We start from the raw sequence: 12,812 nt of genomic DNA on the forward strand, positions 1-12,812 counted from the left end.
CCAGCACGGCCGGACACCCCGATCAGCGCGGACGCATCGGCACCACACGTTCTGGTGATGACAGAAGCGACATCACGTCACATACCGTCCTCTGAAGTGGCCGTGGCCGCTCCCGGACGACCCGGAGGTCTCGCCGTAGCGCGACCGGGACGGCGTCGCGGCCAGGCCGCGCTCGACGGCCCGACCGGTTCGTGGACAGGCCTGACGGGGCGGGGTTACCGTGCTGCTCGCGCTGCACATCTGCGATCGAGGAGCCGCCCCGATGATGGACACCACCCCGCTCGACCAGGGCTGGAACCTGCACCACGAAGGGGAGTTGCTGCCCGCTGCGGTACCCGGCTGCGTCCACACCGACCTGCTGGCGGCGGGGCTGATCCCCGACCCGTACCTGGGCGACAACGAGCTGGCCGTGGCCTGGGTCGGCCGCCGCGACTGGACGTACAGCCTCGACGTGCCCGCCGACGGCGGCGCCCACGAGCGCACCGACCTGGTCTTCGAGGGCCTGGACACCGTCGCCACCGTCACCCTCGGCGGCGTCGAACTCGGCACCACCCGCAACATGCACCGCAGCCACCGCTTCGACGCCACCGGCCTGGCGGGCGAGTTGACGGTGCGTTTCACCAGCGCCTACACGGAGGCCGAGCGGGTCCGCGGACTGGTCGGGGAGCGGCCCAACGAGTACCCGGAGCCGTTCCAGTACATCCGCAAGATGGCCAGCAGCTTCGGCTGGGACTGGGGCCCGACGCTGCCCACCGCCGGCATCTGGAAGCCCGTCCGGTTCGAGCGGTGGTCCACCGCCCGGATCGCGACCGTCCGCCCGCTGATCACCGCCGACGGCACCACCGGCCGGGTCGAACTGCACCTCACCGTCGAGCGCACGGCCACCGGCGCCGGCCGTCCGCTCACCGCCCGCGCCACCGTCGCGGGTGCGCAGGCAGACGCGACCTTCGACGGCGACACCGCCGTGCTCGTGCTCGAAGCCGCAAACGTCGAACGATGGTGGCCGCGCGGCTACGGCGACCAGCCCCGCTACGAACTCGCCCTCACCCTCAGCGACGGCGAGGGCCAACTCGACACCTGGAAGCGGCAGATCGGCTTCCGCACCGTCGAGCTGCACCGCACCCCCGACGCCGCCGGCACCCCCTTCACGCTGGCCGTCAACGGTGAGCCGCTGTTCGTCCGGGGCGCCAACTGGATCCCCGACGACACCCTGATCACCCGCGTCACCCCCGCCCGCTACCGCACCCGCCTGCTGCAGGCCGTCGATGCCAACGTCGACCTGATCCGGGTCTGGGGCGGCGGCATCTACGAGCAGGACGCGTTCTACGACCTCTGCGACGAACTCGGCCTGCTGGTCTGGCAGGACTTCCCGTTCGCCTGCGCCGCCTACCCCGAGGAGCAGCCCCTGCGCGGCGAGATCGAGGCCGAGGCCCGCGACAACGTGGTCCGCCTGATGCCGCACCCCTCGCTGGTGCTGTGGAACGGCAACAACGAGAACCAGTGGGGCTTCCGCGACTGGGGCTGGGAGGAGAAGCTGAACGGCGACTCCTGGGGCGAGGGCTACTACCTCGGCCTGCTGCCCCGGATCGTCGCCGAACTCGACCCCACCCGCCCCTACTCCGCCGGCAGCCCCTGGTCCGGCAGTTGGGACCACCATCCCAACGACGTGGACCACGGCACCCACCACTCCTGGGACGTCTGGAACCGCGAGGACTACGCCGAATACCGCGCCACCGTCCCCCGGTTCGTCGCCGAATTCGGCTGGCAGGCCCCACCCGCCCACGCCACCCTGCGCCGTGCCCTGCCCGGCGAAACCCTCGCCGCCGACTCGCCCGGCATGCTGCACCACCAGAAGGCCGGCGACGGCAACGGCAAACTCCGCCGCGGCCTGGAACGGCACTTCGACGTCCCCACCGACTTCGACCGCTGGCACTACCTCACCCAGGTGACCCAGGCCCGCGCCATCGCCACCGGCATCGAACACTGGCGCTCCCACTGGCCGCACTGCGCCGGCACCATCGTCTGGCAGCTCAACGACTGCTGGCCGGTCTCCTCCTGGGCCGCCATCGACGGCGACGGCCGGCTCAAGCCCCTGCACCACGAACTGCGCCGCCTGTACGCCGACCGGCTGCTCACCCTCCAGCCCGCCGACCGCGACGGCGCACCCCGCACCGCCCTGGTCAACCAGTCCGCCGAGCCGTGGACCACCACCCTCCACCTGCGCCGCCTCGACACCGCCGGCCGGCTGCTCACCGAGCACACCGAACAGGTCACCGTCGCGCCCCGCGCCGTCCACGAACTTCCGCTGCCGGAAGGCATGTTGACGGACGAAGGGGCGACCAAGGAGTACCTGGTGGCGGACGCGGACGGCCTGCGCGCCGTGCACATTCCCGTCCCCGACAAGCAATTCGCGTACCCGCAGCCCGAGTTCGACCTCGACGTGACGGACGCCGGGGACGGCGCGGTGGACGTCCGGATCACCGCCCGCACGCTGCTCCGCGACCTGCTGCTCCAGCCCGACCGCCTGCACCCCGCCGCCACCGCCGACCGGGGCCTGACCACGCTGCTCCCCGGCGAGCAGGTGACCATCCGGGTGCACGGCGCGGGCACCCCGAGCGCCGAGGAGGTGCGGCAGGCGGTGTTCTGCGTCGAGCCGTCGTGACCGCGCGGGTGCGGCCGTTGAGCTGAGCCGCCGTGCGGGCCCGGCCCGGTTCTGCCTTGAATGGGCGAGGTGCCCGCCGTTCCGTACGGGAGCGGGCACCGGCCCAGGATCGGAGAACGCACATGCCCCACTGCACGACCCGCGACGGTGTGGAGCTCTTCTACAAGGACTGGGGCCACGGCCGCCCCGTCGTCTTCCTGCACGGCTGGCCGCTCAACGGCGACGCCTGGCAGGACCAGCTGAAGGCCGTCGCCGACGCCGGATTCCGCGGCATCGCCCACGACCGCCGCGGCCACGGCCGCTCCACCCCCGTGTGGGACGGCTACGACTTCGACACCTTCGCCGACGACCTCAACGACCTGCTCACCAGCCTCGACCTGCGGGACGTCACCCTGGTCGCGCACTCCATGGGCGGCGGCGAACTCGCCCGCTACATCGGCCGGCACGGCACCTCCCGGGTGAAGTCCGCCGTCCTGCTCTCCGCCGTCACCCCACTTCTGGCGCAGGGACCGGACAACCCCGACGGCGTGCCCGGCAGCGTCCTCGACTCGCTCAAGGCCGGCATCCTGCGCGACCGCGCCCAGTTCTGGAAGGACACCGCCGTCCCCTTCTTCGGCGCCAACCGCGTCCACACCAAGGCCACCCAGGGCAACCTGGACGCGTTCTGGTTCATGGGGATGGCGGAGACCATCAAGGGCGCCGTCGAATGCGTGGACGCGTTCGGCTACACGGACTTCCACGCCGACCTGAAGAAGTTCGACATCCCGCTGCTGGTGGTGCACGGCGACGACGACCAGGTCGTCCCGATCGACGCGACCGGCCGCAAGACCGCCGCCCTCGTCCGCGGCGCGGTGCTCAAGGTGTACGAGGGCGGGTCGCACGGCCTGGCGATGGTGACCGGCGACAAGGAGCGCTTCAACCAGGACCTGCTCGAGTTCCTGAAGTCCTGACGGGCGGGCGGGAAATGCGGTGGGCAGGCGGGGGAGCGGCTGCCAGGATGACCGGCCATGACGACCACCACCACCATCACCGCCCGGCAGGCTGCGCGCGACGCCCTGGAGGGGGTGGCCCTCGGCGACGCGTTCGGCGAGCGCTGGTTCAAGCGGTTCCGCGCGCCCGCCGAGGCGGTCGAGCAGATCAGGGCCCGCCGGACGCCCGAGGAGTCGCCCTGGGAGTGGACGGACGACACCGCGATGGCACTGGCCGTCCACCGCGCGCTGATCGACCAGGACGGCGTCAACCGCACCCAGCTCGCCGCGATGTTCGGCGCGGCGTACGTCGCCGACCCGGGCCGCCGCTACGGCTACGGCATGACGCGGCTGCTGCCCGTCCTCGCCGAACACCCCGAGCGGTGGGCGACGGAGGCCCGCGAACTGTTCGACGGGCAGGGCAGCCTCGGCAACGGCGCGGCGATGCGGGTCGCCCCGCTCGGCGCCTGGTTCGCCGAGGACCTCGACGAGGTCGTCGAACAGGCCGAGTACTCCGCCGAGGTCACCCACGCCCACCCCGAGGGCATCGCCGGGGCCGTCGCCGTCGCCCTGGCCGCCGCGTTCGCCGCCCGCGGCCGGGTGCTGGGGGACGGCCCGGCCGGGGCGGACCTGCTGCACGAGGTCGCCGCCCGCACCCCCGACGGGCTGATCCGCGACGGCGTCGCGGCCGCCGCCGCACTGCCCGCCGACACCGAGCCCCGGCGGGCGGCCGACCTGCTCGGCAACGGCCGGCGGATCCGCGCCTCCGACACCGTCCCGTTCGCCCTCTGGTCCGCCGCCCACCACCTCGACAGCCTCCCCGACGCGCTCTGGACCACCGCGGAGGGCCTCGGCGACGTCGACACCACCTGCGCCATCACCGGCGGCGTGGTCGCCGCCCGCACCGGCCTGGCCGACGTCCCGCCCGCGTGGCTCCAGCGCCGCGAGGGCCTGCCGGCCTGGGTGGCGGAAGGCTGAGCTCAGGCGGCCGGGTCGGCGTCCAGCGCGGCGAGTTGGGCGGGGGTCAGGCGAAGCGTCGCGGCGGCGAGGTTCTCGGCGAGGTGGGCGGGGTTGGTGGTGCCCGGGATGGCGAGGACGTGGGGGCCGCGGTGCAGGGTCCAGGCGAGGCGGACCTGGGCGGGGGTGGCGTCGAGTTCGGTGGCGACGGCGGCGACCCGGCGGTCCTGTTCGGCGGCCGCGGCGGCCTCCCGGTGCAGGCCGGCGATGGCGAAGAACGGGACGAAGGCGATGCCCAGTTCGGCGCAGAGCCCGAGTACGCCGGTGTCCTCGGCCCGCCGCCAGTCCAGTCCGAAGGAGTTCTGCACGCACACCACGGGGGCGATCGTCCGTGCCTCCCGGATGTGCTCGGGGCGGACGTTGGACAGCCCGAGGTGCCGGATCAGCCCGGCCTCGCGCAGTTCGGCCAGCGCGCCCCAGTGCTCGGCGACCGAGGCGCAGTCGACATCCAGGTGGTCGCGGCCGAGCTGGCGCAGGTTCTCCTCGACCTGGCCGCGCAGCTCGTCCGGCCGCGCCATGGTCTGCCACTCGCCGGACGGGGTGCGCCCGGGGCCGACCTTGGTGACCACCACCACCTCGTGGCCCCGCCAGGAGTCGAGCGCCCGGTTGATCAACTCGTTGGCGGAGCGCAGCGGCGAGAAGTAGAAGGAGGCCGTGTCGACGTGGTTGACGCCCTGCTCGAACGCGGTGTGCAGGAGCCGGACGGCGTGCCCGCGGTCGATCGGGGCGCCGTCGGAGTTTCCCATCATGCCGTTGCCGGTCAGCCGCATCGCGCCGTAGCCGATCCGGTTCACTTCCAGATCGCCGAGCTGCCAGGTGCCTGCCGCCGCTGCCATCGTCATGCGTCCTCCCCGGGATTGCTGCTGTTCGGAGACGGAGTATGGGGTGCTGGGAGGAGCCGGGAACAGGCCCGGCGGGTGCGCGGAATGTCACCCGCAGAGCGGGAACGAATCGGCCGGGGCCGGGAGTTGGACCGGGTGTGGGTGAGCGGGTGGGGAGCACCCCGGACGGTCGCTGACGTGCGGTGCAGGCAGCCGCTCGGCCTGCGGCCCGGGAGCGGCTAGGCTGGCCCGGTTCGGGCCTTTACCGAAGCTTTTCCCGTGTGCCGCCGCGTGTCGGCCGCCTGTCCCTGCCCCGACGGAGGTACTCCGCCTTGCACCTCGACCAGTGGATCGAGAGCGTTCCACCGACCTCGGTGTACGTGATCATCGGCCTGATCATCGGACTGGAGAGTCTGGGCATTCCGCTGCCCGGAGAGATCGCCCTGGTCTCCTCCGCCCTCCTCGCCGCCAAGGGCATCGTCAGCCCGTGGGGCGTCGCGGGCTGCGCGATCGCCGGCGCGATCATCGGTGACTCGATCGGCTACGCGATCGGCCACAAGGGCGGCCGGCCGCTGTTCGAGAAACTCGGCCGCAGGTTCCCCAAGCACTTCGGGCCCGATCATCTCGCCACCGCCGAGCGCGCGTTCCACCGCTGGGGCATGTGGGCGGTCTTCTTCGGCCGTTTCATCGCTCTGCTGCGCATCTTCGCGGGCCCGCTGGCCGGCACCCTGCGGATGCCGTACTGGAAGTTCCTGATCGCCAACGTGCTGGGCGGCGTGGTCTGGGCGGGCGGCACGACGCTGCTGGTCTACCAGGTCGGCAAGGTCGCCGAGCAGTACCTGAAGGGCGCCTCGTACATCGGCCTCGCCGCCGCCGCGGTGTTCGGCGTCGGCTCGGCGCTGGTGCTCAAGTGGCGGGCGAAGAAGTCCCGGGCCGCGCACCCCGAGCAGTCCGGCGGCAAGAGCGGCGAGCCGCTCTCCGAGACGCTCGTCGACTGAACTACCGGCACCGCCCGACCGAGGCCGCCCCGTCCGCACCGGACGCGGCGGCCTCGTCGCGTCCGGGCCCAAAGCGGTGGTGGCCTCGTCGCGTCCGGCGTCGCGACCCAAAGGGCAGGGAGTAGGGTCGCACCGCGAAGCGATCACGGAGGTGGGGAATGAGCCCGCAGGACAACCCGCAGCAGCTCTGGACGGCGGTGGACGACTGGGCCGCCGCCCGGCTGATCGGTGAGGACGAGGTGCTGGACGCGGCGCTCGAGGCCGCCGACCGGGCCGGGCTGCCGCAGATCGCGGTGGCCGCCAACCAGGGCAAGCTGCTGCACCTGCTGGCCCGGATGCAGGGCGCCCGGCGGATCCTGGAGATCGGCACGCTGGCCGGCTACAGCGCGATCTGGCTGGCCCGCGCGCTGCCCGCCGGCGGCACCCTGACCACGCTGGAGATCGACCCGGCGCACGCCGAGGTCGCCACCGCCAACCTGCGCCGGGCCGGCCTCGCCGACCGGGTCGAGGTCCGGCTCGGCGCGGCCCGCGACACCCTGCGGCAGCTCACCGAGGAGGGCGTCGAGCCCTACGACCTGGTGTTCGTGGACGCCGACAAGCCGAACATCCCGCACTACCTGGAGGCGTCGCTGGCGCTCACCCGGCCCGGCTCGGTGATCGTGGTCGACAACGTGGTGCGCGGCGGCAGGCTCGCCGACGAGCAGAGCAGCGACGAGGCCGTGCGCGGCGTCCAGCGGCTGCACGAACTGCTCGCCGGGGACAAGCGGTTGGACGCCACCACCGTGCAGACCGTAGGCCGCAAGGGCTACGACGGTTTCACCCTGATCCGGGTGGAGGGCTGAGCACCGTGCGGATCGGACTGCTCGGCACCGGCCCCTGGGCGGGCCTGGTGCACGCCCCGGCGCTGGCCGCCCACCCCGACGTCGAGTTCGCCGGCGTGTGGGGCCGCCGCCCCGAGGCCGCCGCCGAACTCGCCGCCGCACACGGCGTTCCCGGGTACACGGCGGTGGACGACCTGCTGGCGGCGGTGGACGCCGTCGCCATCGCGCTGCCGCCGGACGTGCAGGCCGAGTACGCGGTGCGCGCCGCCGCGGCCGGCAAGCACCTGCTGCTCGACAAGCCGGTCGCCGCGACGGTGGACGCCGCCCGCGCCGTCGAGGACGCGGCCGCCGCGGCCGGTGTCGCCTCGGTGGTGTTCTTCACCGTCCGGTTCGACGGTGTGCAGGGCCCCTGGATCGACGAACAGGCCGAGCGGGGCGGCTGGTTCACCGCGCACTGCCACTGGATCGGCTCGGTGTTCACCACCGACAGCCCCTACGCGGTCTCGCCGTGGCGGCAGCAGAAGGGCGCGCTGTGGGACGTCGGCCCGCACGCCCTGTCGGTGCTGATGCCCGCCCTCGGCGACGTCGAACACGTCACCGCCGCGCCCGGCCCCGGCGACACCGCGCACCTGATCCTGCGGCACGAGGGCGGCGCGTCCAGCACCGTCACGCTCAGCCTGACCGCCCCGCCCGAGGCCTCCGCGCTCGGCGCGGGCGCCGAACTGCGCGGCGCCTCCGGCGTCACCCGCCTCCCCGACCGGGACGGCCCGCCCACCACCGCGTACGGCCGCGCCCTGGACGCGCTGCTGGCGTCCGCCGCGACCGGCACCCCGCACCCGTGCGACGTCCGGTTCGGGCGGCGGGTGGTGGAGGTGCTGGCACAGGCCGAGGAGCAGCTGGTCACGTAGCAGTAGCCGAGGGGCCGTCAGGGGTTGGCCGGGCGGCGGTCCGCCGGGCGGCGCGGTGGGATCGGGGTGGCGGGGAAGTCCCGCGGCCCCGTCCACAGTGCCGGCACCGCGTCCGCGCGGCGGGCCAACTCGTAGGCGATCGACTCGTAGTTGACCCGCCAGCCGCGGAAGTGCGGCCAGGCGTCCACGATCGGCCGCTCCAGCCGCACCCCGGCGGCCGTCACCATCGCCACCGCCGCGTCGAACTCCGCGAAGGTCAGCCGGATCGGCTCCTCCGGCTCCGGGTCCGGTTCGAACGGGATCCGCAGCGCGGTCGCGATGTCGCGCAGCGCCGTGAACCCGGCCCGCAGCATCAGCCGGGCCTCCGGCGGGGCCGAGCGCGGGTTCAGCGCCAACTGCATCGCGGCCGCGTCCATCACCGCGATCAGGCCCACGATCCAGCTGCGGTACGGCTGCGGGGAGCGGAACGCGATCAGCACCGGGTAGTTGGAGTGCCCCTCGCCGAGATCCGCCGCCAGCCGCTCCCAGTCCCGGTACAGCTCCGGCAGCCCGGCCTCCGTCCCCACCAGCGTCTGCCGGGCCAGCAGTTCCGGCCCCCAGGCCGGCTCGCCCGCCCGCGACTGGAGCAGCGTGACCTCCAACTCCCGCCGGTTGTACGCCGAGTACAGCGTCGGCAGGTAGGCGATCAGCAGCGCGATGATCAGCGGGCCGTTGGCCGCCGCGAGGAAGTCGAGCACCGACAGGTGCAGCCGGTCGCCGCTGGCGAAGCCGAGCGTGAACAGGCTCGACCCGGCCTCCCGGAACGCCACGTGCCACGGCAGTTCGGACGTCCCTATCAACAGCAGGGTGTACGCGGTCAACGTGAACAGCAGCCAGCAGCCCAGCATCCCGAGCAGGGTCAGCGGCGCCAGCCAGGTCTGCGCCCGGTCGATCGCCCGGTACCCACCGAACGGCGCCGCCACCACCCGCACCACCACCCGCAGCGAGGACCACAGCCGGATCGCCATCGCCGAGTACAGCCCGCGCGGCACCACCAGCGTCCGCAGGATGCTGGCCGCCGTCCAGACCAGCAACGCGACTCCGGCCACGGTGAAGATCACTCTCATCCGGCCATTGTGACGCCCCACCACCCCCGCCCGGTCCGCGACGGCTCCGGGCCGGTCAGAACGGCCCCCGGAGATGGGGTAAGCTTCTCAGCAGGTCGAACGGAGCAAACGAGCCACCAACGACTACACCCTTGCGCGGGTGGCGGAATAGGCAGACGCGCTGGATTCAGGTTCCAGTGCCCGAAAGGGCGTGGGGGTTCAACTCCCCCCTCGCGCACAGCGAAGCCCCGCAGATCTTCGGATCTGCGGGGCTTTCTCGTTCCCTTGAGGTCTCCTCAGATCCGACCCGCCGTCAGCAGCACGGACGCAGCCGGGGGCGGACGCCGGTGGCTTGGGCGTCGGCGATCCAGCCGCGGAGCATGGCGTCCATCAGGGCGTGCCGCTCGACCTCGCCATGGACGTCCTGAGCGCCGCGACGACGGTCACGGTCGGCCACACCCGGGCGGAGCTCGCCCGCACGCCGGGCGCCCCCGCCCGTCCCCGACGCCGAGACGTGCCCGCACTTCGCAGAGGCGCTCGCGACCGGCGCCGGACTCGACTCAGCTGGACGGGCCGTCGGCGCCCGCGTTCACCGGGGTGCGGCGAACGCGTCCTCGTAGAGGCGGAACAGGCGAGGCAGTGGGGTGGCGGGGGCGGGGAGGGCGCCCAGCGTGGCCCAGCACTGTCGGGCGAGGTGGCGGGCGTGGCGGCCCGGCCAGTGCGGGGGCAGGAGTTCCGGGGGGAGGAGCGGGTCCGGGGTCATGGCGGCGCTGAACTCGGCGGCGAGTTCCACGGCCATGGTGAGCCGCTCGGCGGCGGGCAGGGCCGAACCGGTGGCCCGCTCGGTGCCGGCCGCGGCAAAGGCCGCCAGGTGTTCGTAGCGGGCGGCGATGGCCTCCAACGGCCAGGCGTGGGCGGCCAGTTGGGCTGGGTCGGTGACGTCCCCGATGCGCAGGTCGGTGCTGGTGAGGAAGGTGACCGAGTCGAGCGCGTCGAGCTGCCGGGCCCGGGCCTCGACCAGCTCGCCGATCGGGTTGGCCGCGACGTACAGCCCGCCCTGGACGGGTGCCGCGCCCAGGTGCAGGAGGGTCTCGCGCAGCGCGTCGCGGACGGCGCGGCGGGCCTCCGGCACGGCGAACGCGAACAGGTGCCAGACGCCGTCCCAGGGCGCCAGCCCCGCGTCCTGCCGGTACGCGTACCGGATGTGGTCGGCGTCGGGGGCGAGGGCGCCGCCCGCCGCGTCGGACACGCTCCGCAGGACGGCCCGGCGCCCGCGCCCGTCCTGGCGGAACTTCTCCTCGCCGACCAGGCGTTTGACACACAGTCGGACCTGCTGATCGGTCATCCCGAGCAGTCCGGCGACGGTGTAGAGCTCACCGGCATCGACAGTCCCGTCCTCACGGACCAGCGCGTGCACGAGCAGCCGGGTGGTGATCTCCGGCCGGGAAAGGTTCACAGGTGCGCCCTTCCGAGTGGGCCGACAGCCCGGTGCATGGTGGTGACGGCCCCGAACCCCATCAACGTCCGCAGGAACGGCGTCCGTTGGGTACGCAGGGCGCGGAAACCGTGACGCGTGTACAGGGCCTGGGCACGCGGGTTGGTGTCGATGACGTCCAGCCGGATCCGGGTGCAGCCGCTCTCGGCCGCGACGGCCGCGATCTCGTCCAGCAGCAGGCTGCCGACACCGGCGCCTCGCTGCGCCGCCGCCACGCAGATGCCGTCCATGACGAGTTCGCCCTCGGCGGGCTTCCGGGAGAGCAGCGCGAGCAGGGCGAGCCGCGGCGGCCCCGCCCACGGGCCGAACACGGACAGCACGTCGCGCGCCGAGCCGCCGGTCAGGCCGCGCCCCGCGAGCTGGTAGCCGGCGACACCGACCACCGCGCCCGTGCTGTCGAGCGCGACGATGCCGCGGTCGTGCCGCAGGTGGGCGGCGAGGAACGCCCGGCCGGTCTCGGGCGGGCCGAGCGCCGGGCCGAGCTTGCGCCCGAACGCCTCCCAGTACAGGGCGGCGACCTGCCCTTCGGCCCCTTCGGGGACACCTCGCCGAAGCTCAGGACCGGGTGCCGCCGGTTCGTTCGGTGCGCCCATGGCTTCCTCCGCTGCTCGTCGTCCACGACAGCCGTAGTACGCTCGTTCTGAGAACGGTCGTTTCGCGTTCGATAGATTTGTACTTCGGGGAGGGGCGTATGAGCAAGACCGACCAAGATGCGGCGATCAGGGTTCGACAGAAAACCTCGGACCGCGTTCTGGTGGCGGCCGGATTTCCGGTCCTGGGCGCCGGGGCCGGATTCCTGCTGAAACTCCTGGCGCACTGGGCGTCCACCTGGCCGTGGATCCCGTGGAAGGGGCCGGTCGATCTCATTGCCAAGGCGCCCGAACCGGCCGCCACCATCGGGAGTCTCGTGCTCGGCGCCCTGGCCGGCGTCGCCGTCGTGGTACTGGCCGAGCGCGGCTACGTCACCGTCACCATCGAGAGGGACCGGATCACCACGGATCGCGGCGACTCCACCCAGAGCGCCCCCCGGGCGGCGGTCAGCGGCGTATTCGCCGACCGCAAGCGGCTGGTGGTGCTCGGCGCGCAGGGCGAGGAGCTGATCGCCGAGTACAAGAACGAGGGCGCCGACCTGCCGTCGATCGAACGCCTCGCGGAGGCCTTCCGCACCCACGGCTACCCGTGGCTGCCGGACGGCGACCCGTACCAGGACACCTACCGCCGCTGGGTCGCCGACATGCCGGGCCTGCCGCCCGGCGGCAACGTGCTGTTCAAGGCCCGGGCCGAGGCGCTGAAGAAGAGCGAGGAGAAGGAGATCGGCGAACTCCGCCGCGAACTGGCCAGACTCGGCCTGGTCGTCCACGACACCGGCGGCCGCCAGTGGTGGCGAGAGACCGGGGCGCCCGCCAGCCCGTAGCGCGCCCCCGCGGCGCCCCATGCGGGGCTGGGGCGCCATACCCTGAGAGCGACGGAAAGGAGCAGTTGATGAGCGTGGACGCGGTCATGCGCACCGAGTTCCCTCCGGGGCATGTGGTCTTTTTCGGCACGGACGGGAAGGTGGTTATGACTCCGCAGAGCTTTGAGCACTCCAGCACGATCAAGTCGATGCAGATCGACTCGCTCTCGCTGGGCAGGCGCGCGAAGACCGCCTCCTACGTGTACCTGGAATTCCCGGCCGACGAAAACTCCGCCCCGGACTTCGCGATCCTTCGGGAGGACGCGGAACGGCAGGGCAAGCGCTACAGCTTCGAGGACGTGCTGCTGATCGCCGAGGTGGTGTCGGTCTCCTCGGCGCGCAAGGACTACGACGACTGCACCGCGAAGTATGGCCGCTACGGCATCCCGGTCTACGTGGTCGTGGACCCGTATGCCGGTGAGGTCGTCGTCCACACCCGCCCCACCGGCTCCGGCTACATCGCGGCGTTCACGCACAAGTACGGCTCGGGCAAGCTGCCCATCGAGCTGGCCGATGGGCGGACTTACACGCTCGACCTGGACGAGCTGCCCCGGCCGGAGCCGGGCGTCAGCTGACGCGTCGGC

General features: G+C 73.0%; 13 protein-coding genes and 1 tRNA gene. 9 read left to right on the forward strand and 5 right to left on the reverse strand.

The window, feature by feature from the left end; all coding sequences use genetic code 11:
* Positions 1–262 precede the first annotated feature (262 nt).
* From ACIHEI_RS35260 to ACIHEI_RS35270, 3 genes are all read left to right on the forward strand, one after another.
* Complete coding sequence (locus ACIHEI_RS35260; RefSeq protein WP_396609638.1) at positions 263–2,662, forward strand: glycoside hydrolase family 2 protein; 2,400 nt, start codon at positions 263–265, stop codon at positions 2,660–2,662.
* 122 nt (positions 2,663–2,784) lie between these two features.
* Positions 2,785–3,612: an alpha/beta fold hydrolase gene (locus ACIHEI_RS35265; RefSeq protein ID WP_396609639.1), complete on the forward strand. Its 828-nt coding sequence runs from the start codon at positions 2,785–2,787 to the stop codon at positions 3,610–3,612.
* A gap of 57 nt (positions 3,613–3,669) precedes the next feature.
* Positions 3,670–4,608: an ADP-ribosylglycohydrolase family protein gene (locus ACIHEI_RS35270; protein WP_396609640.1), complete on the forward strand. Its 939-nt coding sequence runs from the start codon at positions 3,670–3,672 to the stop codon at positions 4,606–4,608.
* 2 nt (positions 4,609–4,610) lie between these two features.
* On the opposite strand, the gene ACIHEI_RS35275 is transcribed toward ACIHEI_RS35270, so the two are convergent.
* A complete protein-coding gene (locus ACIHEI_RS35275; protein ID WP_396609641.1) occupies positions 4,611–5,489 on the reverse strand; it encodes an aldo/keto reductase in 879 nt (292 codons plus the stop codon).
* 311 nt (positions 5,490–5,800) lie between these two features.
* Here ACIHEI_RS35275 and ACIHEI_RS35280 point away from each other — a divergent pair, with 311 nt between their 5' ends.
* The 3 genes from ACIHEI_RS35280 (at position 5,801) to ACIHEI_RS35290 (ending at position 8,195) form a co-directional block, all read left to right on the forward strand.
* Positions 5,801–6,466, forward strand: coding sequence for a DedA family protein (locus ACIHEI_RS35280; RefSeq protein WP_387642650.1), 666 nt, complete (start codon positions 5,801–5,803; stop codon positions 6,464–6,466).
* A 158-nt stretch (positions 6,467–6,624) separates the two neighbouring features.
* Positions 6,625–7,308: an O-methyltransferase gene (locus ACIHEI_RS35285; protein WP_396609642.1), complete on the forward strand. Its 684-nt coding sequence runs from the start codon at positions 6,625–6,627 to the stop codon at positions 7,306–7,308.
* A 5-nt stretch (positions 7,309–7,313) separates the two neighbouring features.
* Positions 7,314–8,195, forward strand: coding sequence for a Gfo/Idh/MocA family protein (locus ACIHEI_RS35290; RefSeq protein WP_396609643.1), 882 nt, complete (start codon positions 7,314–7,316; stop codon positions 8,193–8,195).
* Between the two features lie 17 nt (positions 8,196–8,212).
* Here the strand turns inward: ACIHEI_RS35290 and ACIHEI_RS35295 are convergent, their stop codons facing one another.
* The gene (locus ACIHEI_RS35295) at positions 8,213–9,301 is read right to left on the reverse strand and encodes a hypothetical protein (RefSeq protein ID WP_387642647.1); all 1,089 of its coding nucleotides are present in this window, start codon (positions 9,299–9,301) and stop codon (positions 8,213–8,215) included.
* A gap of 133 nt (positions 9,302–9,434) precedes the next feature.
* Here ACIHEI_RS35295 and ACIHEI_RS35300 point away from each other — a divergent pair.
* Positions 9,435–9,518, forward strand: a tRNA-Leu gene (locus ACIHEI_RS35300).
* A 75-nt stretch (positions 9,519–9,593) separates the two neighbouring features.
* Here the strand turns inward: ACIHEI_RS35300 and ACIHEI_RS35305 are convergent.
* The 3 genes from ACIHEI_RS35305 to ACIHEI_RS35315 all read right to left on the reverse strand — a co-directional run bounded on the left by ACIHEI_RS35305 (position 9,594) and on the right by ACIHEI_RS35315 (position 11,368).
* Positions 9,594–9,737, reverse strand: a complete 144-nt coding sequence (locus ACIHEI_RS35305) for a hypothetical protein (RefSeq protein WP_396609644.1) — start codon at positions 9,735–9,737, stop codon at positions 9,594–9,596.
* A 132-nt stretch (positions 9,738–9,869) separates the two neighbouring features.
* Complete coding sequence (locus ACIHEI_RS35310) at positions 9,870–10,736, reverse strand: PaaX family transcriptional regulator C-terminal domain-containing protein (RefSeq protein ID WP_396609645.1); 867 nt, start codon at positions 10,734–10,736, stop codon at positions 9,870–9,872.
* Positions 10,733–11,368: a GNAT family N-acetyltransferase gene (locus ACIHEI_RS35315; RefSeq protein WP_396609646.1), complete on the reverse strand. Its 636-nt coding sequence runs from the start codon at positions 11,366–11,368 to the stop codon at positions 10,733–10,735. The genes ACIHEI_RS35310 and ACIHEI_RS35315 overlap by 4 nt, the downstream gene beginning before the upstream one ends.
* Positions 11,369–11,466: 98 nt before the next feature.
* Between ACIHEI_RS35315 and ACIHEI_RS35320 the strand changes: the two genes are divergently transcribed.
* Complete coding sequence (locus tag ACIHEI_RS35320; RefSeq protein WP_396609647.1) at positions 11,467–12,189, forward strand: hypothetical protein; 723 nt, start codon at positions 11,467–11,469, stop codon at positions 12,187–12,189.
* Positions 12,190–12,257: 68 nt separating this feature from the next.
* Positions 12,258–12,803, forward strand: coding sequence for a Uma2 family endonuclease (locus ACIHEI_RS35325; RefSeq protein WP_396609648.1), 546 nt, complete (start codon positions 12,258–12,260; stop codon positions 12,801–12,803).
* The last annotated feature ends 9 nt before the right edge of the window (positions 12,804–12,812 follow it).

The organism is Kitasatospora sp. NPDC051984 (assembly GCF_044593455.1).
Classification (GTDB): domain Bacteria; phylum Actinomycetota; class Actinomycetes; order Streptomycetales; family Streptomycetaceae; genus Kitasatospora.

What these genes read in the sequence shown, in the direction of transcription:
- ACIHEI_RS35260 (WP_396609638.1), top strand. Translation starts at nt 263, where the DNA reads ATGATGGACACCACCCCGCTCGACCAGGGCTGGAACCTGCACCACGAA.
- ACIHEI_RS35265 (WP_396609639.1), top strand. Translation starts at nt 2,785, where the DNA reads ATGCCCCACTGCACGACCCGCGACGGTGTGGAGCTCTTCTACAAGGAC.
- ACIHEI_RS35270 (WP_396609640.1), top strand. Translation starts at nt 3,670, where the DNA reads ATGACGACCACCACCACCATCACCGCCCGGCAGGCTGCGCGCGACGCC.
- ACIHEI_RS35275 (WP_396609641.1), bottom strand. Translation starts at nt 5,489, where the DNA reads ATGACGATGGCAGCGGCGGCAGGCACCTGGCAGCTCGGCGATCTGGAA.
- ACIHEI_RS35285 (WP_396609642.1), top strand. Translation starts at nt 6,625, where the DNA reads ATGAGCCCGCAGGACAACCCGCAGCAGCTCTGGACGGCGGTGGACGAC.
- ACIHEI_RS35295 (WP_387642647.1), bottom strand. Translation starts at nt 9,301, where the DNA reads ATGAGAGTGATCTTCACCGTGGCCGGAGTCGCGTTGCTGGTCTGGACG.
- ACIHEI_RS35315 (WP_396609646.1), bottom strand. Translation starts at nt 11,368, where the DNA reads ATGGGCGCACCGAACGAACCGGCGGCACCCGGTCCTGAGCTTCGGCGA.
- ACIHEI_RS35320 (WP_396609647.1), top strand. Translation starts at nt 11,467, where the DNA reads ATGAGCAAGACCGACCAAGATGCGGCGATCAGGGTTCGACAGAAAACC.
- ACIHEI_RS35325 (WP_396609648.1), top strand. Translation starts at nt 12,258, where the DNA reads ATGAGCGTGGACGCGGTCATGCGCACCGAGTTCCCTCCGGGGCATGTG.